Origin of the sequence: Mesonia hippocampi (assembly GCF_014197445.1) — a bacterium.
GTDB classification, from domain to species: Bacteria; Bacteroidota; Bacteroidia; order Flavobacteriales; family Flavobacteriaceae; genus Mesonia; species Mesonia hippocampi.
The window spans coordinates 200,743-220,688 of sequence record NZ_JACIFO010000003.1 but is presented as its reverse complement, the minus strand read 5'-3'; the positions used below and the strand labels follow the sequence as shown (position 1 = coordinate 220,688).

The 19,946-nt window shown below is 34.3% G+C and carries 21 protein-coding genes; 16 read left to right on the top strand and 5 right to left on the bottom strand.

Annotated elements, in window-relative coordinates; translation table 11 throughout:
* Positions 1–261 precede the first annotated feature (261 nt).
* The 14 genes from cyoE (at position 262) to tsaB (ending at position 12,002) form a co-directional block, all read left to right on the top strand.
* The gene (gene cyoE / locus GGR32_RS05255) at positions 262–1,158 is read left to right on the top strand and encodes a heme o synthase (RefSeq protein ID WP_343066424.1); all 897 of its coding nucleotides are present in this window, start codon (positions 262–264) and stop codon (positions 1,156–1,158) included.
* On the top strand, positions 1,149–1,730 hold the full coding sequence (locus GGR32_RS05250) for a cytochrome c oxidase subunit 3 (protein ID WP_183477137.1): 582 nt from the start codon (positions 1,149–1,151) through the stop codon (positions 1,728–1,730). Before cyoE ends, GGR32_RS05250 begins: the two co-directional genes overlap by 10 nt.
* A gap of 45 nt (positions 1,731–1,775) precedes the next feature.
* The gene (locus GGR32_RS05245) at positions 1,776–2,765 is read left to right on the top strand and encodes a cytochrome c oxidase subunit 3 (RefSeq protein ID WP_183477136.1); all 990 of its coding nucleotides are present in this window, start codon (positions 1,776–1,778) and stop codon (positions 2,763–2,765) included.
* A gap of 20 nt (positions 2,766–2,785) precedes the next feature.
* Positions 2,786–3,145, top strand: coding sequence for a cytochrome C oxidase subunit IV family protein (locus GGR32_RS05240; RefSeq protein WP_183477135.1), 360 nt, complete (start codon positions 2,786–2,788; stop codon positions 3,143–3,145).
* 102 nt (positions 3,146–3,247) lie between these two features.
* Entirely contained in the window at positions 3,248–3,898 is a 651-nt protein-coding gene (locus tag GGR32_RS05235) for a hypothetical protein (RefSeq protein WP_183477134.1), read from the top strand.
* Positions 3,899–4,597, top strand: coding sequence for an SCO family protein (locus tag GGR32_RS05230; RefSeq protein WP_183477133.1), 699 nt, complete (start codon positions 3,899–3,901; stop codon positions 4,595–4,597).
* Positions 4,590–5,117, top strand: a complete 528-nt coding sequence (locus GGR32_RS05225; RefSeq protein WP_183477132.1) for a DUF420 domain-containing protein — start codon at positions 4,590–4,592, stop codon at positions 5,115–5,117. Before GGR32_RS05230 ends, GGR32_RS05225 begins: the two co-directional genes overlap by 8 nt.
* Before the next feature lie 16 nt (positions 5,118–5,133).
* On the top strand, positions 5,134–5,367 hold the full coding sequence (locus tag GGR32_RS05220; RefSeq protein WP_183477131.1) for a hypothetical protein: 234 nt from the start codon (positions 5,134–5,136) through the stop codon (positions 5,365–5,367).
* A gap of 92 nt (positions 5,368–5,459) precedes the next feature.
* Positions 5,460–6,161: an ABC transporter ATP-binding protein gene (locus GGR32_RS05215; protein WP_183477130.1), complete on the top strand. Its 702-nt coding sequence runs from the start codon at positions 5,460–5,462 to the stop codon at positions 6,159–6,161.
* Positions 6,154–7,401, top strand: a complete 1,248-nt coding sequence (locus tag GGR32_RS05210) for an ABC transporter permease (protein WP_183477129.1) — start codon at positions 6,154–6,156, stop codon at positions 7,399–7,401. The genes GGR32_RS05215 and GGR32_RS05210 overlap by 8 nt, the downstream gene beginning before the upstream one ends.
* Position 7,402: 1 nt before the next feature.
* A complete protein-coding gene (locus tag GGR32_RS05205) occupies positions 7,403–8,668 on the top strand; it encodes an ABC transporter permease (protein ID WP_183477128.1) in 1,266 nt (421 codons plus the stop codon).
* A gap of 16 nt (positions 8,669–8,684) precedes the next feature.
* A complete protein-coding gene (locus tag GGR32_RS05200) occupies positions 8,685–9,809 on the top strand; it encodes an efflux RND transporter periplasmic adaptor subunit (RefSeq protein WP_183477127.1) in 1,125 nt (374 codons plus the stop codon).
* 30 nt (positions 9,810–9,839) lie between these two features.
* A complete protein-coding gene (locus GGR32_RS05195) occupies positions 9,840–11,300 on the top strand; it encodes a TolC family protein (RefSeq protein ID WP_183477126.1) in 1,461 nt (486 codons plus the stop codon).
* Positions 11,301–11,324: 24 nt separating this feature from the next.
* Complete coding sequence (gene tsaB / locus GGR32_RS05190; RefSeq protein WP_183477125.1) at positions 11,325–12,002, top strand: tRNA (adenosine(37)-N6)-threonylcarbamoyltransferase complex dimerization subunit type 1 TsaB; 678 nt, start codon at positions 11,325–11,327, stop codon at positions 12,000–12,002.
* A 3-nt stretch (positions 12,003–12,005) separates the two neighbouring features.
* Here tsaB and GGR32_RS05185 read toward each other — a convergent pair whose 3' ends face one another.
* Complete coding sequence (locus GGR32_RS05185) at positions 12,006–12,845, bottom strand: mechanosensitive ion channel family protein (protein WP_183477124.1); 840 nt, start codon at positions 12,843–12,845, stop codon at positions 12,006–12,008.
* 210 nt (positions 12,846–13,055) lie between these two features.
* Here GGR32_RS05185 and GGR32_RS05180 point away from each other — a divergent pair, with 210 nt between their 5' ends.
* Positions 13,056–15,308, top strand: coding sequence for an inorganic phosphate transporter (locus GGR32_RS05180; protein ID WP_183477123.1), 2,253 nt, complete (start codon positions 13,056–13,058; stop codon positions 15,306–15,308).
* 186 nt (positions 15,309–15,494) lie between these two features.
* Here the strand turns inward: GGR32_RS05180 and GGR32_RS05175 are convergent, their stop codons facing one another.
* Entirely contained in the window at positions 15,495–16,397 is a 903-nt protein-coding gene (locus tag GGR32_RS05175; protein ID WP_183477122.1) for a NifU family protein, read from the bottom strand.
* 213 nt (positions 16,398–16,610) lie between these two features.
* Between GGR32_RS05175 and GGR32_RS05170 the strand changes: the two genes are divergently transcribed.
* Positions 16,611–17,624 (top strand): PorP/SprF family type IX secretion system membrane protein, encoded by a 1,014-nt coding sequence (locus GGR32_RS05170; protein WP_183477121.1) that lies wholly within the window; start codon positions 16,611–16,613, stop codon positions 17,622–17,624.
* A gap of 11 nt (positions 17,625–17,635) precedes the next feature.
* On the opposite strand, the gene murI is transcribed toward GGR32_RS05170, so the two are convergent.
* The 3 genes from murI to GGR32_RS05155 form a co-directional block, all read right to left on the bottom strand.
* A complete protein-coding gene (murI, locus tag GGR32_RS05165; RefSeq protein ID WP_183477120.1) occupies positions 17,636–18,418 on the bottom strand; it encodes a glutamate racemase in 783 nt (260 codons plus the stop codon).
* A gap of 148 nt (positions 18,419–18,566) precedes the next feature.
* Positions 18,567–19,079: an OmpH/Skp family outer membrane protein gene (locus tag GGR32_RS05160; protein ID WP_183477119.1), complete on the bottom strand. Its 513-nt coding sequence runs from the start codon at positions 19,077–19,079 to the stop codon at positions 18,567–18,569.
* A gap of 31 nt (positions 19,080–19,110) precedes the next feature.
* Entirely contained in the window at positions 19,111–19,929 is an 819-nt protein-coding gene (locus tag GGR32_RS05155) for an OmpH/Skp family outer membrane protein (protein ID WP_183477118.1), read from the bottom strand.
* Positions 19,930–19,946 lie beyond the last annotated feature (17 nt).

The window sequence follows — 19,946 nt, the reverse complement described above, 5'->3', positions numbered from 1 at the left end:
ATGGTAACCGCTACACAAACCTTATAACTTTACTTAAGTTAATTTTATATAAGCCGTTTTAAGCGGCTTTATTTTTTTATCAGTTGAGTGACTAGCTAATAGTTGATTGCAGATTGAGTAGATTTCTTTTTTATTGTTTAAAGATATTTTATTTAGCATAAACCTAGCCATTTATATTTTAGCATTTTTAACGAGTTAATAAGTTTGAAATTTAGCTTTTTGAAGTATCTTTGCTGTTCGAAAAAAATATCGACTAAGTCAATAGAAATTTTAGGCATAGTGCTACAGCAATATATAGAAAACTTTAAAGAAATTACAAAAATGCGCTTAGCAGTAAGTGTGGTTTTTTCTTCGGTAGCAGGATATTTTTTAGGCGCCCCACAAATAGATTTCTTTGTTGTATTGTTGCTTGCTATAGGCGGGTACTTTATGGTTGGTGCATCTAATGTATTTAATCAAATCATAGAGAAAAATACAGATGCGCTAATGCATCGCACAAAAAATCGTCCGTTACCTTCTGGTAGAATAAAACCAACTTCAGCTTTATTTTTGGCTATTTTACTTAGCTTGTTAGGGCTGTTGGTGTTGTACATGATAAACCCTAAAACGGCATTTTTTGGAGGTTTATCTATCCTGTTGTACGTAGCTGTTTATACGCCGTTAAAAAGAGTTACGCCTTTGTCGGTATTTGTAGGAGCTTTTCCTGGGGCTATTCCTTTTATGTTGGGCTGGGTTGCCGCAACAAATAATTTTGGGATAGAGGCAGGAACACTTTTTATGATACAATTTTTTTGGCAATTCCCTCATTTTTGGGCCTTAGGTTGGTGGTTGTATGACGATTATGAGCGCGGAGGCTTTTTTATGCTCCCTACAGGAAAAAGAGATATAGGTACGGCCATTCAGATAATATTATATTGTATTTGGACAATTATTGTTTCGGTAGTACCAGTGTTGGGGGTTACAGGCGATTTAAAACTTTCGGTAGTTTCGGCAATTATTATTTTCTTGTTAGGATTACTTATGCTGTTTTATGCAATAAAACTATTTAGAAATAAAGATGAAGCAACGGCAAAACAACTTATGTTTGCAAGTGTATCGTATATAACACTTTTACAAATAATTTATGTAGCCGATAAATATATAAGAATATGGATTTAACTAAAGGAACCGAGCCTGAAAAGATAAAACGCTCGAAAAAAATGATGCTATGGTTTGCCATAGTTAGTATGGCAATGATGTTTGCGGGACTAACAAGTGCTTATGTAGTTAGTAAAAATAGACCAGACTGGCCAGAGGATGTAGTTTTGCCAGATGCTTTTCTTTGGAGTACGTTATTTATTGTTTTAAGTAGCGTTACCTTTATTTTAGCAAAAAAAGCTTTGCTGAAGAGCAATAGAAGCTTGGCGAGCAAAATGTTAATCGCGACCTTAATATTAGGTTTGGTGTTTGTTATATTGCAATTTGTAGGTTTTCAGCAATTTATAAATCAAGGGCTTTTTCCTGCAGGAAGTACAAGTGTGATTAATGTTTCGTTTTATTATTTAATTATTTTTACACACTTAGTCCACGTATTTGCTGGAATTATTGTTTTGCTGGTTGTAATTTATAATCATTTTAAACAACGATATTATCCCGGTCAAATGCTTGGTATAGAGCTTGGTGCTACTTTTTGGCATTTTGTGGACATTCTCTGGATATATTTGTTTTTATTTTTATATTTCTTAAGATAATAAAATTATCTATTTTTGCGTAATATTTAACATTAATTTCATTCTATGGAAGCTACTGTTGAAAAAACAGGAACAGAAGGAAAAGTATGGGGTGGGGGTCACAACTCTTCTCCATTAAAAGCTAGCTATGGTAAGCTAATGATGTGGTTTTTTATCACCTCAGATACCTTAACATTTTCAGCGTTTTTAGCGGCTTACGGTTTTTCAAGATTTAAATTTTTAGATGCTTGGCCAATTGCCGACGAAGTGTTTAACCACTTCCCATTTTTACATGGAGTAGATGCACCTATGTATTATGTGGCATTGATGACTTTTATCTTAATATTTTCATCGGTAACTATGGTGTTGGCAGTAAATGCTGGGCACGAGATGAATAAGAAAAAGGTTACACTATACATGTTCCTTACCGTTGTTGGAGGGATAATATTTTTAGGCTCTCAGGCTTGGGAATGGAAAAACTTTATAAAAGGTACCTACGGTGCTGTAGAAACCAGAGGAGGAAGAATTATTCAATTTGTAAATACAGAAGGGAAACGAGTAGCATTAGCAGATTTTGCTCAGCCGTTGCCTGTTGTTCGTGAAGCGCACGAAGCTTCAAACGGATTGTGGTATGCAGCTGATGAAAGACCGAATCCTTCATTTTCTTTAGAAGAAGTTAAAGCAGGATTTACAAAAAATGACAATATATTGGTGCGTTTGCAAAATAATGCAGAAGAAGGCGGTAAAGTTGTACTCTCTAGAGAAGAATCTTTAGCGGTGATGAACAATCAAGCAAACCTAGTTGTAGAAGGTGCAAACCTTACACGTAATGAATATGGACATCCGCTATTTGCAGATTTCTTTTTCTTTATTACAGGATTTCATGGGTTTCACGTATTCACTGGGGTAGTAATTAATATTATTATCTTCTTCAATGTACTTATAGGAACTTACGAAAGAAGAAAAAGTTACGAAATGGTAGAAAAAGTTGGGCTTTACTGGCACTTTGTAGATTTAGTGTGGGTATTTGTATTTACTTTCTTCTACTTAGTTTAAAAATATAAAAGCAATAAGAAATGGCACAAGACGCATCACATTCAACTAATGCAGTAAAAAGAATTTGGACTGTATTTGTAATCTTATCTGTAATTACTCTCGTAGAAGTAGTGCTTGGTATTTTTAGACCAGAAGTTTTAATAAATACCTCATTTTTAACTATGCACTTGCTTAACTGGATATTTATTATCCTAACCATTGCAAAAGCCTATTATATTGTATGGTCTTTTATGCACATGGAGCACGAAACAAAAGGTTTAAGACGTTCTGTAGTATGGACGGTTGTATTCCTTGTATGTTATCTTACTTTTATACTGTTAGATGAAGGTACTTATATTTTCAATGTCTATAAAGATGGCTATATTCAGTGGAAATTCTAAGATAAGTTAAAAACATTAAAAAGGCGGTTTATTCAAACCGTCTTTTTTATTTTTGTATAGTTTTATTTTTAGCTTAACAGCAGAATAATTTAAAAAGCATACATGAAAAAAATAGCCGTATTATTCTCCTTATTTGCACTTCCTATTTTAGCATATTTGTTTTTCTCCTCAGGTGTAAATAATTTTGCTAAACTTCCTGTGTTGACAGAAAACATTTCTGAACTTTCTGAATTTGCCACCTTAGATGGAAAGCCAATAACATTAACCAACAAAATTACCGTATTAGGTTTTTTTGGGAAAAATGTTGACGCCCTAGAAGGAAACGCGTTTAACCTTACCGAAAAAATTTACGATAAAAACCATGAGTTTGTAGATTTTCAATTTATTTTTCTTGCCGATACAAGTCAAAAAATAGCAGTGAAAAAGCTGTTAGATGAATTAGCAACCACAACAAACATAAAAAATTGGAAGGTAGGTTTTGGTACAGAAAAAGCGATAGAAGCTGTATTTAATAGCTTGCAAACTACCCAAACATTAGATGATTATTATACCACTCCTTTTGTTTATATCATCGATAAAGAACGAAAGTTAAGAGGGCGTATAGATGATGAAGACGTTGCCGATGGTAAGCTTTACGGATATGATACACGCTCTGTAGCAATTCTATCTAATAAAATGGCAGATGATGTACGTGTAATTCTTGCAGAATACAGGTTGGCATTAAAGAAGTATAACAAAAACAAGTCAGAGTAAATGAAACGTAAATATTCTTATATAGGGTTAACCATTGTAATTCTAGTATTTGGGATATTATTTATTCCTAAAATCGTAGATACCTTAGCGCACGATAAAGTAGTAAAATCCGACAGGCTTAATAGGTCTCAAACGGCTTCAGAAGAGCTAGCCTATATAGAAATACATGGCGAACCTAAAAAAGTACCATCTTTTGAATTGATAAATCAGCATAAGGATACCGTTAGCAATAAAACCTATTTAGGTAAAGTATATGTAGTAGAATTTTTCTTTACTACTTGCCCTACCATTTGCCCTATTATGAATAAAAATATGGTAGCTATACAAAAGGAAATCAACAATACCGAAAATTTTGGAATAGCCTCATTTTCTATCAACGCAGACCATGATACTCCAGAAGTTTTAAAAGCTTATGCTGAAAAGTATGGAGTAAGCAACCCTAATTGGCACATGCTTACAGGAAATCAGTCTGAGATTATAGAACTTGCCAATAAAGGCTTTAACCTGTATGCAGCCTATAGCGAAAATGCTCCAGGAAACTTTGAGCATTCGGGTTATTTTGCCTTGGTAGATCAGGAAGGTTTTATACGCTCTCGTCGCGATCAGTTTGGGAATCCAATTATTTTCTATAATGGGCTAGAGGAAGATGATTTAACATTACTAAAAGAAGATATAAAAAAATTACTTAAAAATGGCTAAAACAGACCGCACTGCAGTTCCGGTAATTATTACCCTTTCTATTTTAATTCCGCTTGTTGTTTTGGTGCTTATGTACCTACCTGAACGATATGATTTACTAGGATTAGAAGTAGGAACATTTCCCTTTTTTCATGCTGTTTTAAATGGTTCTACAGCAGTATTGTTACTGTTGGGTTTTTTTCTTATAAAAAACAATAAGCCAAACCAACATAAATATGCCATGATAACGGCCTTTGTGCTTTCATCGGTGTTTTTGGTAAGTTATGTGTTGTCAAAAATTAGTAACCCGCCTGTACCTTACGGCGGAGAAGGCTTTTTACGTTATTTATATTTCTTTATATTAATTACTCATATCGTGCTTTCGGCAGTTATTGTACCTTTGGTACTTTTTACCATGTATAGGGGGTTAACAAAGGAGTATGCTAAACATAAAAAAATAGCAAAATACACTTTTCCTGTATGGCTTTATGTGGCTATAACAGGGGTTTTGGTTTACGTGTTTATGGTGCCTTATTATTAATATAACTATAATAATTATGAGAAATATAGGAAAAAAAAGTGTCTTGTTCGTTGTTTTAGGTTTTTTACCTTTATTAACGCAGGCTCAATGTGCAATGTGTAGAGCCGTTTTAGAAACACAAGCCGATGGGAATGCAGCAGAAGCAATTAATGATGGAATTGTTTACCTCATGATATTTCCTTACTTGCTAATGGGAGGATTAGGTATTTTTGTATGGCGAGAAATGAAAAAGAGAAATAAAAAAGCCTGACTTTTTATATAAAAGCTAAAAAAAGCCTAAATTGCTGTAACGATTCCATAATAAAAGAGTCATATTAATATAGCGTATACTAAATTTAGGTTATGATAGAAATAAAAAATCTTCACAAGTCATACCGGACGGGAACTAATGCATTACACGTTCTTAAAGGGATAGATTTTTCTGTAAAAGAAGGCGAGCTTGTTGCCATCATGGGTTCTTCGGGCTCAGGAAAGTCTACATTGCTTAACATTTTAGGAATGTTGGACGAAGCAGACGAAGGTTCTTATACGCTTGATGATGTTCCTATAAAAAATCTAAACGAAAAAATTGCGGCAAAATATCGCAATAAATTTTTAGGATTTATCTTCCAATCTTTTAATTTAATAAACTATAAAACCGCCCTGGATAATGTGGCTTTACCTTTGTATTATCAAGGAATAGGGAAAAAAGAACGCACCGAGCGTGCATATGCTTACTTAGAAAAAGTAGGCTTGGCACAATGGGCAACACATTTACCTAACGAGCTTTCTGGCGGGCAAAAACAAAGGGTAGCCATTGCAAGGGCATTAGCGAGCGAGCCTAAGGTGTTGCTCGCAGATGAACCTACAGGAGCCTTGGATACCAAAACCTCTTATGAGGTGATGAACCTTATACAAGAAATTAACGATGAGGGAAAAACCATCCTTATTGTTACTCACGAGGAAGATATTGCGCAGATGACAAAACGCATCGTACACTTGAAAGATGGTGTAATTATCGACGATAAACCTGTAAAACAAGTAAGGGCATTAGCACATGTTTGATTTAGACCGTTGGGAAGAAATATTTGATACTATACGTAAAAATAAATTGCGTACTTTTCTAACAGGGCTTTCGGTGGCCTCGGGAATTTTTATCATGGTAATTCTATTGGGTTTTGGGCAAGGAATGCAAAATGGAATTCAGAAGCAATTTCAGCGAGATGCCGCTAACCGAATATCAATTTGGCCAGGAGTAACTGCCATAGAATATAAAGGTTTAAACCCTAATAGAAGAATTCAGTTTAAAAATAGCGACTATACTTTAGCAGCACAAAAATACTCAGATCAGCTTGCTTATAAATCACCTTTATATAGAATATGGGGAGGCTTAGTTTCTTATGGAAAAGAATCGGGAAATTATAGGGTAGAGGGTGTTTTACCAGATTATCAATTTCTTGAAAATGCAGAAATGTTGGATGGGAGATTTATCAATCACCTAGATTTTCAAGATAAAAGAAAAGTAGCCGTTATTGGGAATAAGGTAAAAACAGATATTTTTAAAGATAAGGAAGAAGTACTGGGCGAAAGAATAGAAATTAGCGGAATTAATTTTATAGTAGTAGGCGTATACACAGATCCAGGAGGAGAACGAGAGGAATCTAGGGTGTTTTTACCCATATCAACAACTCAACAAGTATTTAGCGGTGGGAATAATATAGATAATTTATCGTTTACGCTTCCTCAAGAAGAAAATTTTGAAGCAGCCTTAGCTACCTCACAAAGCTTTATTAAAAATATAGAACAGCAGCTTAAGCAAAAACACACTGTAGCTCCAGAAGATGAAAGTGCAATTAATGTAAGTAACTCGCTAGAACACGCAAAACAGATTTATGACCTAATATTTATTATAAAAACCTTTTTTTGGTGGGTAGGGATAGCAACAATATTTGCAGGCGTAGTAGGGGTAAGTAATATTATGCTGATTATCGTAAAAGAACGCACTAAAGAAATAGGAATTAGAAAAGCACTAGGAGCTCGTCCTATTTCTATTATAGGAATGGTTTTGCAAGAATCTATTTTTGTAACCGCTATTGCAGGTTTTTTAGGATTAATAACAAGCATGTTGCTGTTAGAATTAATAGGGCCATACATTCAAACAGATTTTATTGTAAATCCTACAGTAAATTTTAATGTCGCTTTAAGCACTGTAATTGTGCTTATTGTAGCAGGAGGAATTGCTGGCTTTTTTCCAGCAAGAAGAGCGGCCAGAATTAAACCTATTGTAGCCTTAAGAGACGAATAATATGTTTACTAGAGATAAATGGGAAGAAATAATAGAATCGCTTAGTGCCAATTGGGTAAGAACTATTCTTACGGCATTAGGTGTGGTATGGGGTATTTTTATTCTGGTAATATTATTAGCTGCAGGAACGGGCCTAGAAAACGGAATTAAAAAAGGCTTTGGAGGTTTGGCTACCAATACAATGTTTATGTGGGCTCAAAATACCTCTAAACCTTACAAAGGTATGCCTAAAGGGAGATTTTATAATTTTAAAATTGAAGATGTAGCGGCTTTAAAAACAGAAATTGAAGGCTTAAAATATGTTTCACCAAGAAACCAGTTAGGAGGCTTCGGGGGGAATAACAATGTGGTTAGAGGTTTAAAAACAGGAGCGTTTAATGTTTATGGAGATTACCCAGAAATTATTAGGCAACAACCCATGGATATTACATCTGGACGATTTCTAAACTACAATGATATCGACCAAAAAAGAAAAGTAGCTGTAATAGGGCAAACGGTTAAAACAACCTTGTTTGATAAAGATGAAAAAGCTTTAGGAGATTATATCAAGATAAACGGTGTTAACTTTCAAGTAATAGGAACTTTTGCCAAAAAAGGCAATGGAGGGCAAAATGCAGAAGAAGCACAAAAAGAAATTTATGTGCCATTTTCAGCCTTTTCGCAAGCCTTTAACCGTGCAAATAATGTAGATTGGATGGTGATTACCGCCGATAATAAAAACTCGATAACCGATTTAAAAACACAAGTATTTGATATTATAAAACAACGGCACACCATAGACCCTAGCGATGATAGAGCCGTAGGAAATTTCGATTTATATAAGGAATTTAAAAAAATACAAGGCTTGTTTTTGGCATTAAACATTATTGCCTTTGGAGTTGGTATTTTGGTATTGCTTTCAGGAGTTATTGGGATTAGTAATATTATGCTTATCGTAGTAAAAGAACGTACAAAAGAAATAGGCATTCGCAGAGCATTAGGAGCAACCCCGTGGACAATTCGAAGTCAAATTTTATTAGAATCTGTGTTTCTAACTATTATTTCAGGAATGGTAGGGATTGTTTTTGCCACAGGAGTGTTAATGTTGGCTAATTTTATGTTAGATAATATGGCTTCGGCAGATATCATGTTTGCCAATCCAACAGTAAATATAGGCGTAATTGCAATAGCATTATTAATTTTAGTTGTTTCTGGAATTTTAGCAGGTTTAATTCCAGCACAAAATGCTATAAAAGTAAAACCTGTAGACGCATTAAGAACAGAATAATATAATACATTACATAATGAAACGAACCTTTACTATTAGTATACTAGTGCTTATCCTTGTTGTTTTTGTGGGGGCTATGTTCTACCTATACAAGAAAAATCAAGAAAGTCCAGTGGTTTATAAAACCGAAAAACCCTCGGAAAAGGATATTGTAAAACAGACCGTTGCTACAGGGAATATCGTGCCTAAGGAGGAGATTCTTATTAAACCTAATATTTCAGGTATTATAAACCGTATATACATAAAAGCAGGCGATACCATTGCCGTAAACGATTTGATTGCAGAACTAAAAGTGGTGCCTAATGTATCTAATTTAGCCAATGCAAAAAATCAAATATCAACTGCCAAAATTGCTTTAGATAACGAGGAGAGAATGTATAACCGACAAAAAGAATTATACGATAAAGGCGTGATTTCTGCAAACGATTTTGACCAAGCACAAGTTGCTTTCGATCAAGCAAAACAAACTTATTCTGCAGCAAAGCAAACCTATGAGATTATAAAAACCGGTACCACAAGCGGAGTAGGAACTGCTGCCAATACTAAGATTCGCTCTACCATTTCGGGTATGGTTCTAGATGTGCCTGTAAAAGAAGGAAACCAGGTTATCGAAGCTAACAATTTTAACGAAGGGACAACCATAGCGACTTTAGCAAATGTTGATAAAATGATTTTTAAAGGAAAAGTAGATGAGTCTGAAGTTGGCAAAATAACCGAGGGACTTCCGTTAGAAATTACAGTTGGAGCCATCGAGAATAAAAAATTTAAAGCCGTATTAGATTATATTGCTCCAAAAGGAATAGATGAGAATGGAGCTGTGCAATTTGAAATAGAGGGAACACTAGAAAATCCAGAAAAAACGTTTATACGTGCAGGATTAAGCGCAAATGCTTCTATTATTTTAGATCGTGCAGATAATGTCTTAGCCGTAAAAGAATCGTTATTGCAATTTGATGAAAAAACAAATACGCCTTATGTAGAAATTAAGAAAGGAAACGAACAAAACTTTATCCGTAAAGATGTTGTTTTGGGTGTAAGCGATGGCATTTATGTAGAAATAAAAGAAGGGGTTTCTAAAAATGATGAAATTAAAATCTGGAACCCTATTGTAAAACCTACAAGCTTTACAAAACCTCAATAAAATATTAATAAATTAAGCTTTACTTTAGTAATGAATTATACTCGTTTTATCATAGTTCTAACTGCTTTTTTTCTCCTTAATATAGGGAAGGGCAATCTTTATGCGCAAGAAAAAAGTACTTTATGGTCGTTAGAAGAATGTATTGCTCATGCTTTAAAACATAACATCTCTATAAAAGATGCGCAGCTGGATTTAGAGTTGATGGAGGTAGATGTTTTACAAGCAAAATCTAATTATTTACCATCGGTTAACGGGCAAGCAACCAACTCATGGAATACAGGGTTAACACAAAATATAACTACAGGTATTTTACAAACTCAAACCACACGTAATTTATCTTTAGGAGTAACCGCAGGAGTAGATTTATTTAAAGGGCTGGTTAACTTAAGGCAATTACAACGTGCAAAATTAAGTCAATTATCTAGCCAATATTCTTTAGATAAAATGGAAAACGATATTGCTCTTTTTGTAATAAACGCTTACCTAGAAGTTTTAATAAACAAACAAACTTTAGCCGTGCTTACCGAGCAGAATAATGTAACGTTATCACAATATAAGCGAACACAAGATTTAATTGATGCAGGAACACTTCCTCAGGGTGATATCCTAGAAATAGAAGCGACTAATGCAGATGAGCAGCAGCAAATTATCAATGCAGAAAACAATATAAGAATAGCACTCATCAATTTAGCTCAACTATTAAGGATAGAAAATTATAGCTCATTTGATATTCCAGACCAAACTTACGAAGTTCCAATGGCGCTTATCTTAGAGAAAACACCTCAGGAAATTATAGAAATAGCAAAACAAAACCGTTATGAGATAAAAATTGCCGAATCTAATGTAGCGGTTGCCGAAAAAGATATAGCCTTAGCAAAAGGAAACTACTGGCCAAGCTTACAGGCTTTTTTCAATTACAATACACGAGAGTCTGGAGCTAACCAAATCCTACAATCGGGGATAGACCCTGCCCAACCAACAATGCCGATAGGGGTAGTGGAAACAACAGGACAAACCGTAGTAGCTCCTAATTATTTGGTAGAAGAGGTTTCTCCTAAACCTTTTTTCGATCAATTGTCTCTAAACGATGGGATATCTTACGGGGTTCAACTAAATGTACCTATTTTTAACGGGTTTTCTACACGCAATTCGGTAAAACGTAGCAAGATAAATGCCGAGCGTGCAAAATATAAACTAGAGCAGGCAACGCTAGATTTAGAATCTGATATTTACCAAGCTTATGTAGATGCACAAGGATCCGCAAAATCATTCGAAGCAGCTACCAAAGCAGTAAAAGCACAACAGCAAGCTTACCAATATGCTAAAGATAGATACGATGTTGGGCTTATTAACGCCTTTGATTTCAGTCAGTCTAAATTTAGGCTAACCAATGCAGAGAGCAATCTTATTCGAGCAAAATTCGATTATATTTTTAAATTAAAATTACTCGAGTTATATTTCGGCATTAATCCAGAAGATATTCAACTTTAGGTCGCATATCATAAAACAATTAGCGTGGCAAAAATATTACTGCTAGAAACAACTACCACCAATTGCTCTGTGGCACTTTGTGAGAACGAGAACATTATTGCTTTGTATGAAGATGCAGAAAATGGTTATTCTCATGCAGAAAAGCTTCATCTTTTTATAGAAAAAGCACTTCAAGATGCTAAACTTAGCTTGCAGCAACTTGACGCTATTGCGGTAAGTAAAGGGCCAGGTTCGTATACAGGTTTGCGTATAGGGGTATCGGCAGCAAAGGGGCTTTGTTATAGTTTATCAATTCCGCTTATAGCGATTGAAACCATGGAGGTTTTAGCTAGAGGAGCTCAAGTAGATGTAGGCGATTTTATTATCCCGATGCTCGATGCTAGAAGGATGGAGGTGTACACCGCAGTTTTCGATGCTACTTATAAGAAGCTAGAAAATACTTTAGCAAAAATATTAACAGCAGATGCTTATAAGGAATATGTAACTTCGGGAAGTTCGGTTTGTTTTATCGGTAATGCAAATGAAAAATGTAAAACCTTTATTCCTTCATCAGAAAAGATTAATTATATAGCTGCATTGCCTTCGGCTAAGAATATGGCTGTAGCTGCTTCAGAAAAATATAAGCAACACCTATTTGAGGATGTTGCCTATTTTGAGCCTTTTTACTTGAAAGACTTTGTGGTTACTCCTAAGAAAAAATAGGCATTACTCTGGTGGTGTGTTTTGTTTGTAGAGAAAAACATCGTGCGAGGAGTTTGGAGCGCTAATTCCAGCTTCGTCTAGGCGTATTTTTATTTGTTCCATAGTATACCAATGGCAGTCCCAGAAATTTTTTGTAGTAGCCCAATAACGTATAGATAAGTTTATGACGCTATCATCTAAAGACTCTAATAAAACCCTAGGGGCGGGTGTTTTTAGGATGTTTTTTTGCTCATTAAGAAGTTGTAATAAAATATCTTTTGCTAATTTTAAATCTGCATTGTAAGGAATTTTAATTGCAATTTTATCTCGCCTTTTTCCTTCGGAAGTGTAATTGATAACTTTATTATTAGAGAGAATTCCATTAGGAATTACAGCCAATTGGTTTCCGTCTGTCTTAATTTTAGTATAGAATAGCGAAATGCTTTTTACCGTACCCAATACCCCTTGAGCTTCTACATAATCATCTATTTTAAACGGTTTAAGAATAATAATTAAAATACCACCAGCAAAATTAGAAAGCGAGCCTTGTAAAGCAAGTCCAATGGCTAGAGTGGCCGAACCTATAATGGCAATAAACGATGTGGTTTGGATACCAAGCTGAGATGCCGCAGTAATAAACACAGCAAGTTTTAAAATAATATTTAAAATAGAAACAATAAACTGTTCAAAAGCAAGGTCGTAATCTTTTAGTGCGAGGTATTTTTTTACGTACTTAATAAATAGTCTTGTAAGCCATAATCCTACAACTAAAATTAAAATAGCAGCAATAATATGCGGGATAAAATCTAGAAGCTGGTGATAATATTTTTTAATTAGTGTTGGAATTGAAATAAAATTCTCCATAAAAAGTTTATTTTTAACCACAAAAAGGTATGATTATGCCTGCAAAGCTAAGAAAATATAAGAGGGATAGGAATAAAGAATGCTATCATAAACAAAAGTTGTTAAAAAAAATAACACAATGTGTAAATTTAATGTTTTGGTAACAATAGAAATACTTTAAGTATAGTATTAAAATATGATTTTTGCCATTTCTTAAAAAATATAGATTTTATGGAAAATGTTTACATCGTTATGCTTGTACTTTTATTCGCGCTAGCCATTACAGATTTGGTGGTTGGGGTGAGTAACGATGCAGTAAATTTCTTGAACTCAGCTATTGGATCTCGTGCTGTTTCTTTAAAAACAATTATGATTGTAGCAAGTTTAGGAGTTGCTTTTGGTGCTATTTTTTCAAGCGGATTAATGGAAGTAGCCCGAAAAGGTATTTTTGTACCTGGACAGTTTACCTTTGAAGAAATTATGGTAATCTTTACTGCGGTTATGCTTACAGATGTACTGTTGTTAGACTTTTTTAACTCTTTAGGTTTACCTACTTCTACAACAGTATCTATTGTATTTGAGTTGCTTGGAGCAGCGGTAAGTGTTGCGGTTATAAAACTTTACAATACTTCGGCAGATTTTAGCGAGCTTATTTACTATATAAACACTTCTAAAGCAACCCAAATTATTATCGGAATACTGTTATCGGTCATCATTGCCTTTTCCATAGGTGCCTTGGTGCAATACCTTTCTCGATTGGTGTTTTCTTTCCAATATGAGAAAAAAATGAAACACGTAGGAGCAGTTTTTGGAGGGCTTTCAATTACATCTATCACCTATTTTATTTTTATAAAAGGAATGAAAAGTATTGGCTTTATTCCTGTAGAAATAAAAAACTATGTTAACGACCAAACCTTGATAATTATAATAGGAAGCTTTATTTTTTGGACGGTTGTTTCGCAAATAGCCATGAGTGTTTTTAAGCTTAATATCTTAAAAGCCATTATTGTTATTGGTACTTTTGCATTGGCATTAGCTTTTGCAGGAAACGATTTAGTAAACTTTATTGGAGTGCCTATTGCGGCATGGCAATCGGTAGGAATATGGCAAGCATCAGGTTTAGCGCCTAACGAGTTAATGATGGATGGATTAGCAGGAAGTGTAGAAACACCAGAGTTTTTACTGGTTATAGCAGGGGCCATTATGGTAATTACACTTTGGGTATCTAGTAAGGCAAAAGCCGTAGTGGATACGGGTGTAAACCTATCTAGACAAGGAGACGGAGCGGAGCGATTTCAGCCTAATAACTTATCTAGAATTATAGTGCGGTACTCTATTTTTACAGGAAATATTATAGGCTCTTTGCTTCCTAAAAAAGTAAAAAATAAGATAGAAGCTAAGTTTCAGAAAAAAGAAGATTTTGTAAAAGAAAAACGTATAGATGCACCTGCATTTGATATGGTAAGAGCTTCTGTAAACCTTGTTGTAGCAAGTATTCTTATCTCGATAGGTACAAACTTAAAATTACCACTATCAACCACCTATGTAACTTTTATGGTGGCAATGGGTACATCTTTAGCCGATAGGGCTTGGGATAGGGAAAGTGCAGTTTACCGAGTAGCAGGTGTAATTAATGTAGTAGGCGGATGGTTTGTAACGGCCTTGGTAGCCTTTGTGGCAGCTGCTATTTTTGCTTCTATTATCTGGTATGGCGGAATTACCGCCGTAGTAATACTGGTAGCTTTAGGAACATTCTTTGTTGTTAGAGGAGCAGTTTTGCATTCTAAAAAGGTGAAAGAAGAAAAAGAGAAGAAGAAGTTTAACCGCCGTGACATTATTACAATTAATGAAATTACCATAGAGACTTCAGAAAATGTTGTAGATGTAATAGATGGTATTAGCAAACGCTATAACCGTGTGGTAGATCATTTAGGGTATCATGATTTAGGGAAACTAAAGAAAGATGCCAGAAAAGTTAAAAAATTAGAAAGCGATGTAGATGAACTTAAAGGTAATATATTCTACTTTATAAAATCGCTTGAAGATGATACGGTAGAAGCAAGTAAATTCTATATCTTAGTGCTAGATCACTTACAAGAAATGGTACAAGCCATATCAGAAATCACAAAATCAAGTTATAAGCACGTTAACAACAACCATAAGAACTTGAAATTTAATCAGATTAGAGATCTGAAGAGTGTAGATAGGGAAATGGAAGTGCTTTTTAATGAGATAATCACTACTTTCCAAACACATTCGTTTGAAAATATCAATAAAATTATTGAAGAAAAAGAAGGGCTTCTTGATAAGGTTTCAGGCTTAATTCAAAAACAAATTAACCGAATTAGAACCTCGGAAACTAGTCCGAAAAACACAAAACTTTATTTTGGGTTATTATTAGAAACTAAAGATTTAATAAGTGCAACCTTAAGCCTATTAAAATTATTTAGAGATTATTATGAAGATGCAAAAAAAGCCTTCTAAAAAATAATTGCGTTAACTTAAACAAAGTTGACAAATTTATAATAGGATGATTTAATTTAAAAAAGCTGCCTGAAAAGGCAGCTTTTTTAGCTAATTACTTTTAGGGGAGAGGGAATGCGTGTAATAAAAAAAGCATCTTTTCTTTTATAGACAAGATGCTTTTTACTACCTGTAAGAGTAATTTACTTATCCATTTACAGCCTCTACATAGTTTACCTTGCCCTGCATCATATCGCGTAACATGGTTTCTATACCGTTTTTTAAGGTAATGGTAGAAGATGGGCAGCCGCTACAAGCACCTTGTAGAATTACTTTTACTGTTTGTGTTTCTGGATTGTAAGAATCAAACAAAATGTTTCCGCCATCGTTTGCTACAGCAGGTTTTACATATTCATCTAAAATAGCAACAATCTCTTTAGAGGTGTCATCTAAATTTTCGATGTTAACTTTAGTTTCTGCTGCTTTATTTTTATTGGCTTCTAGCTTTTCTTCGGCAATTATTGTTTTACCTTCTTGGATGTAATTACGGATAAACTCTCTCAACTCCATTGTGATGTCATTCCATTCTGCGATATCATATTTTTGGATAGAAATATAATTCTCATCAAAATACAATTCTTTAATAAAAGGAAAGTGAAATAAGGCTTGTGCTAAAGGTGAAATTGCAGTTTCATCTATGTTTTTAAACTCAAAACTTTGCAAAACAAGCTTTTTGTTGGCTACAAATTTCATCACCCCAGGGTTAGGAGTACTTTCTGCATATACCGTAACCGCAACATTTTGCGAAGGCTTATGGTTAATAATTAAAGGTTTCCCTTCGTTTAGATAAGTTTGTATTTGTTCTGCCAGCTCACCTTCTACAGCATCCCATTCTACAATGTCATACTTTTCTACAGCAATAAAATTTTGTGCCATGTACACTTTTTTTACGAAAGGTAAATAGAAGAGTTGTTGGGCTAGTGGTGCGTTTTTAGCCTCGTCGATGTTGTTTAATTCGAAGGCTTCATCGTTAAAAAGAAATTTATTTGCCTCGAATTTTACAATATTTTTACGATTTGTGTGTTTTATATCGATAGAATAGTTACTCATGTTATAAATTTTTTAGCAAAAATACTAAAAGAAATATAACAATTTGAATATATTTACGGCTTACTATTTATTTTAAGAAAGCATTTAGATTTTAAGTACGCAGCTTTTTTATGTTAAAAAGATATTTTAAATTCACGTCGAGTAATTTTGTTAATATTTTGCTAACATATATATTTGAATTATTTTAGCTGAGTTGAGATAACCCAAACGCATATGAAATTTTTTAAGACTACTCTTATACTTATTCTTGCAAGTTTACCTTGCATATCATTTTCGCAAGAACGCGGTATACCCGTATATTCAGATTATTTAACCGATAACCTTTACCTTTTGCATCCGTCAATGGCAGGAGCAGGGGTGCGTAGTAAAATACGCCTTACAGGAAGAAGGCAATGGTTTGATGTAGAGGATGCTCCAGGGCTAGAAACCGCAAGTATTAATGGTAGAGTAGCCGATAATATAGGGCTAGGAGGTATTTTGTATAACGATAGTAATGGGCGTTTTTCTCAGCAAGGGGTTTATGCTACTTTTGCGTATCACTTATTGCTTTCTAGAGATCGTGTAGATCTTAATCAATTATCATTTGGTTTAAGCGTAGGTGTGCAACAAGAAAAATTAGACGAAACAAATTTAATAGGCGGTGTAAATCCTAATGATCCGGCTATTTCTGGGGCAGAGCTTTCAGACTCTTATTTTAATGTAGATTTTGGAATGTCCTATTATTATATGGAGTTTTATGCCCATGCTACAGTAAAGAATATTATTCCGCAGAAACGTGAAATATTTGATGATTTAGAGACCGATAATCAGCGTCAATACATTGGGTCTGTAGGTTATGTTATTGCGCCATTTGGCTCGGATTGGTCGTTTGACCCTTCGGTAATGTTAATGTATAAGGAAGAAACTACCGAAACAAATTTAGACATTAACGGTAAAGCTATGTACGGAACAGATTTTGGTAGCCTTTGGGGTGGAGTTTCTTACAGAAGAAGTTTTGATGGTGCAGAATATACAGAAAACGGAACAACTATAAATAATCAAAAATTACAGTACATTACACCATTTATAGGGATAAACTATAAAGATTTTATGTTTGCGTACACTTATACCTATCAAGCAAACTCTATAGTGTTAAGTAACTCTGGTTTTCACCAAATTACTTTAGGATTTAATTTTGGTAAGAGCAACGAGCGTTACCACTGTAATTGCCCTGCAATTAATTACTAAAACGGATTTTTTTAAAAGTCTAAATAACTAACTTCAAATTCTGGGTTAGGAACAAAATGCCTTAACAATTGTACATCTTTATTGGTGTAGAATTTTGGGGCATTTTGTGGTTTTGAGACTAAAGCTCGGTAAGTTGCTAAAATATTTTTGGTTTGCTGCGCAACAGCTTGTCCAGAGTCTATTATCTTTACCTCTGGGGGTAATATCTCTTGCAATAAAGGAATTAGATAAGGATAATGACTACAGCCCAAAACAAGGTAATCTATTTCTTTAGCTAGCATGGGAGCTAAAAGTGAACGTAATAATTTTTTTGTTTCTGTGTGATATTCTTTTCCTGCTTCTATAGCTTCTACGAGTCCTTTTCCTATCACTTCTATCACTTCTACATCTTGGGTATATAACTCGGAAGTTTTGCTAAATAACTCGCTGCTAAGCGTTCCTTTTGTAGCTAAAATGCCTATTATTTTTTTCTGACTAGATAATGCAGCTGGTTTTATGGCGGGCTCTATGCCTATTATGGGGGTGTTAAAACTTTCTCTGAGTTCTGTAATTGCATTTGTTGTAGCGGTGTTGCAAGCAACAACAATAATTTTACACCCCATTTTTATAAGTAGCTCGGTGTTTTTTTTACTTAGCCGTATTATTTCTTCTTTGCTTTTTTGACCATAAGGAGCATTAATGCTATCGGCCAAATAAATGCAGGATTCTAACGGGAGGGATTGGTGTATTTCTTTAAAGATGGAAGTGCCTCCAACTCCCGAATCAAAAATTCCTATAGCTCCTGTTGCATTCATAAATAAACTTTGGTATTGAAAATATTCATTTTTTTATCAATAGGCTAATAAAAGATAAACTTTCTATCGAAAAATGGATGTGATAAAAAAACAAAGCACTTTGTAAAGATACAAAGTGCTTTTTAGATTTTAAGAAATTTAAGTTGGATTAGATACCTAAATCTTTTTTAACATCGTTCATTAAATTATAACCGTCTGCTAATAAAACTCCAGTTCCGGTAGTAGAGTCTAATACGTAGCTATAACCTTTTGCACGTGCCACTTTTTGGATTGCTTGGCGTGCTTTTTCTAATACAGGTTTAATAAGCTCTTCTTCTTTTTTGGCAAGTTCTTGTTGCGCTGTTTGTCTGTATTGCATTATTTTTTGCTGATCAGCTTGTAGTTCTAAAGCTCTTGCCTCATTTTCTTCATCGGTTTTAGAATTTGCTTCAGATTGGTAGCGCTCGTTTTTGCTTTGAGCTTCTTTGTATAAGTTTTGCATTTCAGACTCGTAAGTTTTAGAAAGTTTTTCTAATTGAGCCATTGCAGATTTGTAAGAAGGCATAGCTTCAATTAAATCTTGTGTAGCTATGTGTGCTACTTTAGAGTCTTGTGCTTGTGCTGTAAATGCTCCCGCAAATACAAATGATAAGGCAATTAAAAAGGTTTTGAAATTTTTCATTGTTCGTTTAATTAAATTTGATTTTTATTGATTACTTATTTCTATTTCTTACTTCTTGTAATGAGTCTCTCATGCGTTGTCTTTCTTGTAAGATTTTGTTTCGGCGTTCTTCAAACTCACGTTTTCTAGCTTGGCGCAATGAGTCTCTTTTATTTTTTCTGTCTTGTAATTCTTGTTCTCTTTTGTTTACAATAGCTTCTCGCTCTTCTGTGCGTTCTTTTTCTTCTTCGGCATCTTCTCTTGCTTTGGTAACAGATTTATAAACTTCTTTTTTAGGTTTTTCTTCTTCTGCTTTTTTATTTTTTCTGTCATCTACACGTTGTTTTCTTGCAGAACGTTCTATCATTCTTAAAACCTGGTCGCTAATGTCGTGTCTGTTTGCAGAATAAAGCATTAATGCATCGGCAGAGTTTTCATAAATAAAATCATATTCTCTTGTAGATCCTATTTCTTGTACCGCATTAAAAACTTGGTCTTGCACCGGCTGTAACAACTGTTTTTTTTGGGTTATTAAAGCTCCGTTAGGGCCAAATTTCTCTTGTTGGTAATTAGACATTTGTTCTTCTTCATATTTTATTTCTGCTTCGCGTTCTTCTATCAATTCTCTTGTAAGCAAGGCGCGTTCGGTGTCTAAGCTTTCTTTAAGGTCTGCAATAGTTTGCATTTTTTTCTCTAAAGCGGTTTTCCATTTTTGCACTTGGTTACTTAATTGTTGGTTTGCTTGTTGGTATTCTGGTACATTTTCTAAAATGTAATCCATGTCAACATAACCTATTTTTAAGCCGCGTTGTGCTTCTGCTTGAAAGCTTAAGCTTAGAGTTACGATTATGATTAAAATTAATTTCTTCATAGTTTAGGTTGTTAATG

What these genes read in the sequence shown, in the direction of transcription:
- GGR32_RS05250 (WP_183477137.1), top strand. Translation starts at nt 1,149, where the DNA reads ATGGATTTAACTAAAGGAACCGAGCCTGAAAAGATAAAACGCTCGAAA.
- GGR32_RS05245 (WP_183477136.1), top strand. Translation starts at nt 1,776, where the DNA reads ATGGAAGCTACTGTTGAAAAAACAGGAACAGAAGGAAAAGTATGGGGT.
- GGR32_RS05240 (WP_183477135.1), top strand. Translation starts at nt 2,786, where the DNA reads ATGGCACAAGACGCATCACATTCAACTAATGCAGTAAAAAGAATTTGG.
- GGR32_RS05235 (WP_183477134.1), top strand. Translation starts at nt 3,248, where the DNA reads ATGAAAAAAATAGCCGTATTATTCTCCTTATTTGCACTTCCTATTTTA.
- GGR32_RS05230 (WP_183477133.1), top strand. Translation starts at nt 3,899, where the DNA reads ATGAAACGTAAATATTCTTATATAGGGTTAACCATTGTAATTCTAGTA.
- GGR32_RS05225 (WP_183477132.1), top strand. Translation starts at nt 4,590, where the DNA reads ATGGCTAAAACAGACCGCACTGCAGTTCCGGTAATTATTACCCTTTCT.
- GGR32_RS05220 (WP_183477131.1), top strand. Translation starts at nt 5,134, where the DNA reads ATGAGAAATATAGGAAAAAAAAGTGTCTTGTTCGTTGTTTTAGGTTTT.
- GGR32_RS05215 (WP_183477130.1), top strand. Translation starts at nt 5,460, where the DNA reads ATGATAGAAATAAAAAATCTTCACAAGTCATACCGGACGGGAACTAAT.
- GGR32_RS05210 (WP_183477129.1), top strand. Translation starts at nt 6,154, where the DNA reads ATGTTTGATTTAGACCGTTGGGAAGAAATATTTGATACTATACGTAAA.
- GGR32_RS05205 (WP_183477128.1), top strand. Translation starts at nt 7,403, where the DNA reads ATGTTTACTAGAGATAAATGGGAAGAAATAATAGAATCGCTTAGTGCC.
- GGR32_RS05200 (WP_183477127.1), top strand. Translation starts at nt 8,685, where the DNA reads ATGAAACGAACCTTTACTATTAGTATACTAGTGCTTATCCTTGTTGTT.
- GGR32_RS05195 (WP_183477126.1), top strand. Translation starts at nt 9,840, where the DNA reads ATGAATTATACTCGTTTTATCATAGTTCTAACTGCTTTTTTTCTCCTT.
- GGR32_RS05185 (WP_183477124.1), bottom strand. Translation starts at nt 12,845, where the DNA reads ATGGAGAATTTTATTTCAATTCCAACACTAATTAAAAAATATTATCAC.
- GGR32_RS05180 (WP_183477123.1), top strand. Translation starts at nt 13,056, where the DNA reads ATGGAAAATGTTTACATCGTTATGCTTGTACTTTTATTCGCGCTAGCC.
- GGR32_RS05175 (WP_183477122.1), bottom strand. Translation starts at nt 16,397, where the DNA reads ATGAGTAACTATTCTATCGATATAAAACACACAAATCGTAAAAATATT.
- GGR32_RS05170 (WP_183477121.1), top strand. Translation starts at nt 16,611, where the DNA reads ATGAAATTTTTTAAGACTACTCTTATACTTATTCTTGCAAGTTTACCT.
- murI (WP_183477120.1), bottom strand. Translation starts at nt 18,418, where the DNA reads ATGAATGCAACAGGAGCTATAGGAATTTTTGATTCGGGAGTTGGAGGC.
- GGR32_RS05160 (WP_183477119.1), bottom strand. Translation starts at nt 19,079, where the DNA reads ATGAAAAATTTCAAAACCTTTTTAATTGCCTTATCATTTGTATTTGCG.
- GGR32_RS05155 (WP_183477118.1), bottom strand. Translation starts at nt 19,929, where the DNA reads ATGAAGAAATTAATTTTAATCATAATCGTAACTCTAAGCTTAAGCTTT.